This window comes from Parasphingomonas caseinilytica (genome assembly GCF_036663755.1).
Classification (GTDB): Bacteria; Pseudomonadota; Alphaproteobacteria; order Sphingomonadales; family Sphingomonadaceae; genus Sphingomonas.
Genome location: NZ_JAXOJL010000017.1, coordinates 18072 through 28294, shown reverse-complemented (window position 1 = coordinate 28294; position 10223 = coordinate 18072). Strand labels below are relative to the sequence as shown.

The window sequence follows — 10223 nt, the reverse complement described above, 5'->3', positions numbered from 1 at the left end:
ACTCGCGTCGTCCGGCTGGCGTTCCTCGCGCCGGCCATCGTCGATGACGCGCTGGCTGGTCGCCAAATCGCGGCAATCGATGCCAAGCGATTGGCGTTTACCGCTGATCTGCCGGTCGGTTGGGACGCGCAATGTCACCATTATAGGATCGAGGCCTAGCCCGAACAGCGAAGTTAAATCGGACAAGAAGAACCACGTCTAATACCGGATGAGCAACAGGTGCTATAACCACCATGTTAATTCGTACTATGCGACGTGTTCAGGAGCGAGGCGATGTTCCGTTCAACATAAAAACTGCGTTTTGCTTTACTCGGCCACGATGAGGTGGCACCGGCGACCCGTCGCAACATAAGGATACGGTAATGGCCGAGACTGAAGACAAGATCGACGTGGTGGAACTCGCCACGAGTTTAACAATTGCCTGGCTCTCAAACAGCAATACACGCGCTGGTGCCGATGAGGTCCTGGCGTTCATGCGGTCCATGCACGAAGCCGTGACTTCGCTCTCGCTCGAAGCACCCACGGAAGCGCCGGCCGAGGAGGAGACGTACGAGCCTGCGGTCACTGCAAGGAAGTCTTTGTCCAATCCGGATTTCATCATCTCAATGATCGACGGCAAGCCGTATAGGGCGTTGCGTCGTCACTTGACCACCAACGGCCTGACACCTGAGCAGTATCGTGAACGGTACAATCTGAAAGCCGATTACCCGATAGTCGCACCGACCTATTCGGAAGCACGTCGCGCGATGGCGCACCGGATTGGTCTGGGCTCCAAGGGGCGGCAGGCTAAGGTCGCGCAGGCAGCAAAAGCCCCCCGTAAGGTTCGCGCCGCCAAAGCGGCGCAGGGTGACGCGTCAGAATGAAACAGGCATTGAGGGTGGGCTTCGGCCTGCCCTCACCGATCCGAGTGCATAGGTTGGCCTACAGGTTTTCCGCACCCGGCGCGATTGCCTGCGTGGCCATTCCACCTCGTGATAGTTCAGAGATCATCACGGAACAGAAATGGGCTCCTGTAGCGTGTTGGGGAATTGCGAAACCAACGCGTTTGCAAGCTTCGCGCCTACCGCGGTCGCGGACCCATCTCTAGTTCCAGACACTTGAGCGGTTAACGCGCTGCCTGACCAGACCAGATGGCGATCGCTACGCAGGCGCACCTCGATGTGTAATCGTGTGACTACAAGACCGTGCAGGCTCGTCTTTCTGGATGGCAATGTTACCCGGGCGCTCACCCCATTGCCGATGTTGGCAGCGGGCCTATCTTCGGCGCCATCGGCGGCAACGGACCCACGTTGCTGCTGACTGACCTCGATGGTGGCGACGTAGCGGCTTTGTGGCCCGACTGGCAGAACAAGGAAGTTCGCGTTGCTCAGCGCTTGTTGGGTCGCTCTGACAAAGGGGTCGTTATCATCTGTTTTGGCGCGATCTTGTGAGGCCGGATCTTGATTGGCGAGGCCGACCGTGATCGTGCCCGGCATGATTGGCCCTATATTTCCAGGCGGGACTTCCGTGACCACAGCGGCAATAGCAAATAGCAACATATCGATCCCCTTTTGAGGCGACGCTGCGCCACCCCAAAGCTAACGGCTCATCCACACGCTATGTTCGCCCGCTTCGGCACTACAGTGCAGCCCGCGGGTTATGCCGTCCGGCAAGTGGCCCCCGTAGAGTTTACGCGGCGCCCGGCACCGTCCAGGTTGATGTATTACTGGTATCCGCCCTCTTTCCGCTCCTCAGCAGCGTCCTTCTGCGCTTCTTCCATCGCGTCCGCCTCGTTGGTATCTTCCTCGTCACGTTCCGGTTCGATCGTCATGCCATTTCTCCTTGGTCTTGATACAACGACTGGCAGGTTGCGAAGGTCCGCTATCGGATTGACACCAAAAGGGCGTTTCCCAGACGCCATCCCCCGGGACGTGCGGCACGTGCTTTCCCCGGAAAATCTGTAGTTCGAGCCAGGGACCAGCTTGCGCGCTTACCAGGGAATTGAGGTGTCATTTCGGGCAGGCGAGGGTCTCAGCTCATGCCAGACCCAAATCGTTCATTTGCGCAGCTGATAGTATTCGGACTCGCTCGACGCTTGACCCCAACCCAACTTTAACGGAACATAAAAGGAACACTCCGAGTCTTACCGTCATGCCCGCCGCTACCGATTCCCTGCCGAGCCTAGCCCACTTACGAGCTGTCGCGACACCGAATGTCGACCATCGTATCATGCCGTTTGGCGTTCAGGAGCTGGATCGCCGCCTGGCAGGCGGCCTGCGCGCCGGCGCACTGCACGAGGCGGCAGCCGCCTCCTCATCGCTGGTCGACGATGCGGCGGCCACGCTATTTCTTGCCGGAATTGCCGCGCGAGAGGCGTGCTCAAATGGCGGGTTGGTGCTGTGGGTCAGCTGCCGCTCCGACCTCTACGCGCCGGGGCTCGAACAAGCCGGCCTGTGCTCCGCTGATCTGATCCACGCACAGCCTCGTGACGACAACGCGCTGCTGGCGGTCGTCGAGGATGCTATCCGCGACGGCACGCCGTCTGCGATTGTGGCCGAGGCGAGCCGCGTACCGATGGTAGCCACCCGTCGTTTACAACTCGTCGCCGCCGATGCGGATATCCCAGTCCTGTTGCTTCGCAGAAGGCGTGCTCGTGAGCAGGATCCGCTGGCCGAGCCGTCAGCGGCCTGCACCCGTTGGCGCATAGCCAGCGCGCCGTCGAAGCGTCTGGGCGTGGCGGGCGTCGGCCGGCCTCGCTGGCTGGTTGAGCTGGCACGTCAGCGCGGCGGTGAAGCGTTCTCGATTCTCCTGGAGGGCTGCGATGAGACGGGTCGTCTCGCTGTTCCTGCCGCACTTGGCCATCGAACGGCTGAGACGGCTGGAACGGCGCGCCATGCCGCTGCCTGAGCGCGGCGCATTCCAATTTGCCCACGACGATGATCCAGGTGCCTGCTCGGTCCCGCGTGGCGGAGACTGGCGGCCCGGCGCGCGCTGGGCGCGAGCACAGGCACCGTCCCAGGCAAGCGTCGACCAGCAGATCGCGGCGCTGCCCGCGCATGCCCGGCCACCCATGCGCGAGCTTGGCCGGAGGTCCGAGGCGGCAAGCCACCCCTTCAAAACCGAGCTCGGGACGGCAGACGTAACCGGCGGGTTCAGCGCGTGCGGTTTCCACCGGGCACCACTGGCACTGGTCGGCAAGGTCGGTCGCCGCGAGGAGATCGTATCGGCGTGTCCTTCTGCCGCCATGCTCGGCGTGCATGTCGGGATGGCGGCAACGCATGCGAGGGCGCTGGTCTCGGATCTCGACTTTCGTCCCGCCGACCCGGACGCGGACGCCGCGTTGCTCGATCGACTTGCGCTGCTCGCGGTGCGGCGCTGGTCGCCGATCGCGGCCGCGACGCCGCCCGATGGCCTTTGGTTGGATTTGGCGGGCTGCGATCACCTTCACGGTGGTGAGACAAGATTCTGCCAGCGGCTGCTCGCCTTCTGCAAGCGCGCCGGGTTCACCGCGCGCGTTGCGGTGGCGGATACCGCCGGCGCGGCGCACGCGCTGGCTCGTTTCGCTGCGAACGACCTGACGATCGTGCCTACGCGCGAGACGGTGCGCGCGATCTCCTCGCTACCGGTCGCGGCGTTGCGATTGAGCGGAACGGCGCTTGTGGCGGCACGACGCTTCGGGTTCGAGACGATCGGCGACCTGCTGCCCGTCGCGCGCGGACCGCTGGCGCGCCGGTTGGGGCTCGCCGCGATCAAGAGGCTGGATCAGGCGATCGGCGGCGTCGCCGAGCCGATCACGCCGCGGATGGACGTCACCACCCCGGTCGTCGAACGGCGGCTGATCGAGCCGATCGGCACTGCCGAGGCGATTGCGCGGGTCATGGAAGACCTGCTCGGCGATCTCGCAACCGTGCTGCAAACGCGCGGACTGGGTGTCCGCTCGCTGCGCTTCGTCGGCTCGCGGGTCGATGGGACCGAGCAGATCGTCGGTGTCGGCACATCGCGCCCGACCCGCGAGACGGCGCATCTGCTGAGGCTGCTCAAGCTTCGGATCGAAAAGATCGATCCGGGCATGGGGATGGAGCAATTCTGGCTTGCCGCCCCGCATACCGAGCCACTGGACGCCGTCGATCTCGGCGCTGTCCTTGCAGGCGACGTCGTGGTGCGGGATCCCGCGCGGCTCGTCGACGTCGTGGCTGGACGCATCGGACCTGCCGCGGTGTTCAGGGTGGCACCGATGGCCAGCCATGTGCCGGAGCGTGCGGTCACGCGTGCCGACCCGGTGGTGGCACCGGGCACTTGGCCGAACTGGCAACGCCCGGTGCGGCTGTTCGCGCGGCCAGAGCCGCTCTGGGGCGTGATCGCGCTGCTGCCGGATCAGCCGCCACGGCGGTTCGAGTGGCGTGGCAAGCGCTATAAGGTCGTCGCTGGCGACGGCCCCGAGCGGATCCACGGCGAGTGGTGGCGCCGCGACGCCGAAGTCTGGGCCGTGCGGGATTACTACCGGGTCGAGGATGAGACCGGCGGGCGCTTCTGGGTGTTCCGGCGTGGCGACGGGATGGTCGACGAGACCGGCGATCTCAGCTGGTGGATCCATGGCGTGTTCGCATGACCGACTATGTCGAGCTGCAGGTGCTCACGCATTTCTCTCTGCTACGCGGCGCGTCCAGCCCCGAGGAGCTGTTCGCCGCCGCCGCTATGCTTGGATACCCGGCGCTCGGCATTGGTGACATCGGCACCGTCGCCGGTGTCGTGCGTGCCTGGGAAGCCCAGAAGGCGACGGGAGTCCGCTCAATCGCCGGTACGCGCGTCGACCTGTCGTGCGGCCGCCGCCTGATCCTGCTCCCGACGGATCGCCCGGCCTGGTCGCGGATCACGCGGCTTCTAACCCTTGGCAAGAAGCGCGCGGGCAAAGGCGGCTGCCTGCTCCACTGGCACGATCTTCGACCCTGGTCCGAGGGCATCATCGCCATTCTGTTGCCGCATGAGGCCGACGAAGAGAATTTCGCGGCACTTGCTGATCTGAGGGCGGTGTACGGCAAGCGCGGCTATATGGCGCTATTTCAGCGACGTCGGCCGGGTGACGCGGTGCGGATCGATGCGCTGGCGCGGCAAGCCGGGGGCGCGGGCGTCCGGGCCGTAGTCACGGGGGACGTGCTTTATCATGCGCCCGAAGCCCGGCTGTTGCAGGACGTGGTGACCGCCGTACGCGAGAAGTGCACCGTCGATGAGCTTGGCTACCGGCGTGAGGTCAATGCCGACCGCGCGCTCAAGTCTCCAGCCGAGATGGTGCGGCGCTTCGCAGCCTATCCCGATGCACTACGTGCCAGCGTCGATATTGCGCGTGCCTGCACGTTCGATCTGGGCGAGCTCGCCTATCAATATCCGCACGAACGGTTGATCGACGGATTGAGCGCGCAGGAAGCACTTCAGCAATTGGCGGCTGATGCGGTTGATCGGATGTTCGGTGGGGATGTGCCAGCCGCCTACACCGACCAGATCGCGCACGAGCTTCGTCTGATCGGCGAGCTTGGCTACGCGCCGTATTTCCTGACGGTTTATGCGATCGTGCGCGAAGCACGCCGGCGCGGCATCCTGTGCCAGGGACGCGGATCCGCCGCCAACTCGTGCGTCTGCTTCGTGCTTGGCGTGACGTCGATCGATCCGATCAAGCACGAGCTTCTGTTCGAGCGGTTCGTATCGGGCGAGCGCCGCGAACCTCCCGACATCGACGTCGATTTCGAGCACGAGCGGCGCGAGGAGATCATTCAGTGGATCTACGAGACCTATGGCCGCGATCGCTCCGCCCTGACCGCTGTCGTCCAGCGCTATCGCGCACGCGGTGCCGTGCGCGATGTCGGCAAGGCAATGGGCCTCCCCGAGGATCTGACATCCTCGCTCGCCGGACTGATCTGGGGCTGGTCGGCCGAAGGCGTGGGCGAGAAACAGGTCAACGAGCTCAACCTCGACATTGCCGACCGCCGGCTGCGGCTAACGCTCGATCTGGCGCGCAAGCTGATCGGCGTGCCGCGCCATATGAGCCAGCATCCCGGCGGGTTTGTCCTCACGCACGACCGGCTCGACGATCTCGTGCCGATCGAACCGGCGGCGATGGATGACCGCCAGATCATCGAATGGGACAAGGACGATATCGATGCCCTGAAGTTTATGAAGGTCGACGTGCTGGGGCTCGGCATGCTCGGCTGCATGAACCGCGCGTTCAACATGCTCGAGGCCGACAAGGGATTGAAGGTCGAGCTTGCCGATCTGCAGGACGATGACCCGGACGTCTACGCGATGATCCAGAAGGCCGACACGCTCGGTACGTTCCAGATCGAGAGCCGCGCGCAGATGTCGATGCTGCCGCGGATGAAGCCTAGACGCTTCTACGATCTCGTCATCCAGGTCGCGATCGTGCGACCCGGCCCCATCCAGGGCGACATGGTGCATCCCTATCTTCGCCGGCGCGAGGGACTGGAGAAGCCGGAATATCCCCGGCCGGAACTTCGCGCCGTGCTCGAGAAGACACTGGGCGTCCCGCTGTTCCAGGAACAGGCGATGAAGGTAGCGATTGTTGGCGCTGGGTTCACGCCAGCCGAGGCGGACCAGCTCAGGCGCGCCATGGCGACGTTCAAGTTCACCGGTGGTGTGTCGCATTTCGCCGAGAAGCTGGTCGAGGGCATGGTATTACGTGGCTATCCACGCGAGTTCGCCGAGCGCACGTTCCGTCAGCTCGAGGGGTTCGGCTCTTACGGCTTCCCCGAGAGCCACGCGGCCAGCTTCGCCAAGATATCCTACGCTTCAAGCTGGATGAAACACCACCATCCCGATGTCTTCTGCGCGGCACTAATGAACGCGCAGCCGATGGGATTTTACGCGCCAGCGCAGATCGTCCGCGATGCGCGCGATCACGGCGTCGAAGTGCGACCGCCCTGTATCAACGCCAGTCGCTGGGATTGCACGCTCGAGCCGACCGGCGGTCGCTATCTTGCGGTGCGACTGGGCCTGCGTATCGTGCGAAGCCTGTCGAACGCCGATGGTGCCGCGATCGTCGGCGCGCGCGCCACGACGAACTTCGAGTCCGTCGAAGATGTCTGGAAGCGCTCGGGGGTGCAACGTGCCGCGATCGAGAAACTCGCCGATGGCGATGTGTTTCACAGCTTCGGCGCGGATCGTCGGCAGGGGCTGTGGAAGGTGCGCGGTCTGGGTGAGGCCCCGCTGCCTTTGTTCGCGGCCGCCGATCGGGCAGCGGAGGCGTTCAGCGCGGAAGGGGTGGAGCCCGATGTTGCGCTCCGTCCGCTGACGGACGGACGGGAGGTGATCGAGGATTACCGCGCGTTACAGCTCTCGCTTCGGGCCCACCCCCTGACATTCGTGCGAGACGAGCTTGCCCGGCGCGGCGTCACCAAATGCGCGGATCTTACGACCATTCGTGACGGCCGACATGTCGAGGTCGCCGGGATCATCCTCGTCCGACAGAAGCCCGGCAGCGCCAAGGGCATCTTGTTCCTCACGATCGAGGATGAGACCGGCATCGCCAACGGCATCCTCTGGCCCGACCGGTTCGAGCGCCAGCGCCGCACCGTTATGTCGGCCTCGATGATCGGCATGAAGGGGCGCGTGCAGCGCGAGGGCGAGGTGATCCATATCATCTGCGACCGGATCATCGATCATGGCGATCTGCTGCACCGGGTCGGCGAGATGTCGTTTCCGCATCGCACGGGGCGCGGTGATGGCGCGCGCCATGCCGGCTCACCTGATCGCGGTGACGCTGGCTGGGATCCGCGTCCTCGCAACTCATACTGGCCACCGCATGCCGAGGGCATGGACCCCGAGGAGGTCGTGCGGTTCAAGTCACACGACTTTCGGTGAAGCTTGGCGAAAATGCCACGACATCAGCGCGTCGTCATCGCGCTCTCCGTGCATATCCTGCGCTCGGGCGTGTCACGGTCGGCCGACGGCCGGGTGGACGGTGTCGAGGTGCGACTGGCGCTACGCTGCCTGCTGCAGCATTGTCCGGAACGGTGGCCGCTCGAACTGTACTGGGATGCCGCCAGACAAGAAAATGAGATCGGCCGGGCACAGGGCGTGACCGCGGCGTTCAACGGCATCGTGCGGCAGCTTCGCCGGGCGGGCCGGTATGACGACAGTGTCGTTCCATAAGTTGTGGTTCGCAGAGAAGTGCCAGCATCCAAATGGAGTCACGATCGTTCGGGATGTTCCAGATGGAGAACGGAAATGGCTGACGACAAGACACTGCGCGGGCCGCAAGATGCCTCGCGGATCGCGCTCGGTGAAGACTATGAAGTTCGTTACTGGACCGACAAGTTCTGCGTCAGCGCCGATGAGTTGCACGATGCGGTAGCAGCGGTTGGCAACGGTGCCGACGCGGTTGAACGCCATTTCAAAAAGGCATGACCCCGCATCGCCGATGACCACGCCCGATGGTCGATACATTATAGTGCGGGGACGGCTCTGGCGTGCGTCAAATCCGTCGCTGTCGGCTACCGAGCGAGAAGAACTGGTGGCGCGGTTGATGGACGCACGGCGGGCTGTCGCCGCCGCGCGCCGTACAAACGATGCGGCGGCGGAAAACCGGGCGCATGCCGACGTGAACGCTGCCAAGGTGGCGCTTGGGGAACGCGGGCCTGTTTGGTGGACGGACGGGGCGCCAGATCTCAATCGACACATGGCCCGCACGACGCCCTACGCGGCTTGGTTCACTGACGCATACGTCGATTGATTAGCGGCGGCGGATTCGCGGTGATTTGAGTTTGATCCAGACGGGCGCATGTTCGCTCGTCTTCCCCCATACGCGAACGTGCGCATCGACCTGTGCCACTTTAAGCTACGCGTGAGCACTGGGCTGAGCAGAAGATAATCGATCTTGAGCCCTGCACTGCGGCCACACGCGACAGTCTGGCATGCGCAGCGTTGTAATCTGGTGGAAACCGGAACGACCGCTTTTGGCGAAGGTCATTGCATTTTAGCCGTTCGTTCAGAAGACGGAGAATGGGAGCAAAAGACCAACTCCTACCGAACAGAGGATCCGGTCCCCGGGAAACAAGCCTGCGATACCTGTCGTTTCCTCGATCTTACCTGATGACGACGGCGCAGAGCGGAGCTGCGATCTTCAGAAGGAGGACCAAAAAAAAGAAAATCTCACCTTCAACGGCTTAAGGGGCGAAAGTTTCTGCGTGCCATGACAAGCCCGACTGCAAGGCGATGACAAGGCGACAAGCGGTTCAGCCGCGAGCTGATAGACTCTGTCTGGGTGATCGTCACGCCGGCCATCGCCTGGGGGCGACAACTGCTGGTTCGAACGTTAATTCAGGTGTCATCCCATCGCGCTGCCGCTATGATCCTGCCGATGAAGAGTTCGCGCAGCTGAAATGGCCCAGGGGACAGACACCCTATTCTCCGAGAGTCGTCATGTCCGTCTCGTCGCCGACAGCCCGATACCGTCGGTAATCAGTGATCCCCGGTTGCCGGATAATCCGATAGTGACCTGCAACGCGGCGTTTTGCGCGTTGACCGGCTATCCTGCCGAAGAAGTGATCGGGCGTAATTGCCGTTTTCTCTCGGGGCCCGCGACCGAACCTTGGCTGACCGAGGAAATCCGGCGCGGCGTGCGAGAGCATCGGCCGGTACTCGTCGAGATTCTCAACTACAAACGCAGCGGGCAACCATTTCGCAACGCGGTTCTCGTGGCGCCGATCTATGACGAGCAGGATGACTTGCTGTATTTTCTCGGTTCGCAGGTCGAGATCGACGCCGACGCAGCCGCTCCGTCCAGCATGCGGCGCATCCGCGCCGCGGAAATGGTCAAGGCTCTCTCGCCGCGGCAGGGGCAGGTATTGACGCTGGTCGCCAACGGGTTGCTCAACAAGCAGATTGCGGCCGAACTGGGCCTTGCTGAGAAGACCGTGAAGATGCACCGCGCGATCCTGATGGATCGTCTTGGCTTGCACACCACGGCCGACCTGATCCGGATGGCGGTCGAAGCCGGCCTCTAGCCGCGCGATACGGCACAAGGTCCGTATCGCCGTCGGCCGGGCGGCAACTTATCACCCTGGATGTCGTCACGGCGACAAGGCCGTACGTCACTTGCCATTCGACATACGGTCCGGAATGTCCCTCCCGCCGTTGCTGTGACGACAATCCTGGGGAACCGAAGACCGTGACTGCCACGGTCGCGCAACCTCCAACGATAGTCATGCCCGTCGCGTTCGCGTCGTGCATCAACG

The 10223-nt window shown here is 63.5% G+C and carries 10 protein-coding genes; 8 read left to right on the top strand and 2 right to left on the bottom strand.

The window, feature by feature from the left end:
* Positions 1-186 (bottom strand): hypothetical protein (locus tag U1738_RS20050; protein ID WP_332790802.1); only part of this gene is annotated, 186 nt, incomplete at its 3' end.
* Positions 187-362: 176 nt separating this feature from the next.
* Here U1738_RS20050 and U1738_RS20045 point away from each other — a divergent pair.
* Positions 363-863, top strand: a complete 501-nt coding sequence (locus U1738_RS20045; protein ID WP_332790801.1) for a Ros/MucR family transcriptional regulator — start codon at positions 363-365, stop codon at positions 861-863.
* A gap of 126 nt (positions 864-989) precedes the next feature.
* Here U1738_RS20045 and U1738_RS20040 read toward each other — a convergent pair whose 3' ends face one another.
* Entirely contained in the window at positions 990-1538 is a 549-nt protein-coding gene (locus U1738_RS20040) for a hypothetical protein (protein WP_332790800.1), read from the bottom strand.
* Between the two features lie 670 nt (positions 1539-2208).
* Between U1738_RS20040 and U1738_RS20035 the strand changes: the two genes are divergently transcribed.
* From U1738_RS20035 to U1738_RS20005, 7 genes are all read left to right on the top strand, one after another.
* On the top strand, positions 2209-2886 hold the full coding sequence (locus U1738_RS20035) for an ImuA family protein (RefSeq protein WP_332790799.1): 678 nt from the start codon (positions 2209-2211) through the stop codon (positions 2884-2886).
* 163 nt (positions 2887-3049) lie between these two features.
* Positions 3050-4588, top strand: coding sequence for a Y-family DNA polymerase (locus U1738_RS20030; RefSeq protein WP_443027057.1), 1539 nt, complete (start codon positions 3050-3052; stop codon positions 4586-4588).
* The gene (locus U1738_RS20025) at positions 4585-7848 is read left to right on the top strand and encodes an error-prone DNA polymerase (protein WP_332790797.1); all 3264 of its coding nucleotides are present in this window, start codon (positions 4585-4587) and stop codon (positions 7846-7848) included. The genes U1738_RS20030 and U1738_RS20025 overlap by 4 nt, the downstream gene beginning before the upstream one ends.
* 12 nt (positions 7849-7860) lie before the next feature.
* A complete protein-coding gene (locus U1738_RS20020) occupies positions 7861-8139 on the top strand; it encodes a hypothetical protein (RefSeq protein ID WP_236697491.1) in 279 nt (92 codons plus the stop codon).
* 75 nt (positions 8140-8214) lie between these two features.
* The gene (locus tag U1738_RS20015) at positions 8215-8394 is read left to right on the top strand and encodes a DUF3606 domain-containing protein (RefSeq protein ID WP_332790796.1); all 180 of its coding nucleotides are present in this window, start codon (positions 8215-8217) and stop codon (positions 8392-8394) included.
* 13 nt (positions 8395-8407) lie between these two features.
* On the top strand, positions 8408-8719 hold the full coding sequence (locus U1738_RS20010) for a hypothetical protein (RefSeq protein ID WP_332790795.1): 312 nt from the start codon (positions 8408-8410) through the stop codon (positions 8717-8719).
* A 649-nt stretch (positions 8720-9368) separates the two neighbouring features.
* Complete coding sequence (locus U1738_RS20005) at positions 9369-9992, top strand: LuxR C-terminal-related transcriptional regulator (protein ID WP_332790794.1); 624 nt, start codon at positions 9369-9371, stop codon at positions 9990-9992.
* Positions 9993-10223: the final 231 nt, after the last annotated feature.

What these genes read in the sequence shown, in the direction of transcription:
- U1738_RS20035 (WP_332790799.1), top strand. Translation starts at nt 2,209, where the DNA reads ATGCCGTTTGGCGTTCAGGAGCTGGATCGCCGCCTGGCAGGCGGCCTG.
- U1738_RS20040 (WP_332790800.1), bottom strand. Translation starts at nt 1,538, where the DNA reads ATGTTGCTATTTGCTATTGCCGCTGTGGTCACGGAAGTCCCGCCTGGA.
- U1738_RS20030 (WP_443027057.1), top strand. Translation starts at nt 3,050, where the DNA reads ATGCGCGAGCTTGGCCGGAGGTCCGAGGCGGCAAGCCACCCCTTCAAA.
- U1738_RS20010 (WP_332790795.1), top strand. Translation starts at nt 8,408, where the DNA reads ATGACCACGCCCGATGGTCGATACATTATAGTGCGGGGACGGCTCTGG.
- U1738_RS20015 (WP_332790796.1), top strand. Translation starts at nt 8,215, where the DNA reads ATGGCTGACGACAAGACACTGCGCGGGCCGCAAGATGCCTCGCGGATC.
- U1738_RS20005 (WP_332790794.1), top strand. Translation starts at nt 9,369, where the DNA reads ATGGCCCAGGGGACAGACACCCTATTCTCCGAGAGTCGTCATGTCCGT.
- U1738_RS20020 (WP_236697491.1), top strand. Translation starts at nt 7,861, where the DNA reads ATGCCACGACATCAGCGCGTCGTCATCGCGCTCTCCGTGCATATCCTG.
- U1738_RS20045 (WP_332790801.1), top strand. Translation starts at nt 363, where the DNA reads ATGGCCGAGACTGAAGACAAGATCGACGTGGTGGAACTCGCCACGAGT.
- U1738_RS20025 (WP_332790797.1), top strand. Translation starts at nt 4,585, where the DNA reads ATGACCGACTATGTCGAGCTGCAGGTGCTCACGCATTTCTCTCTGCTA.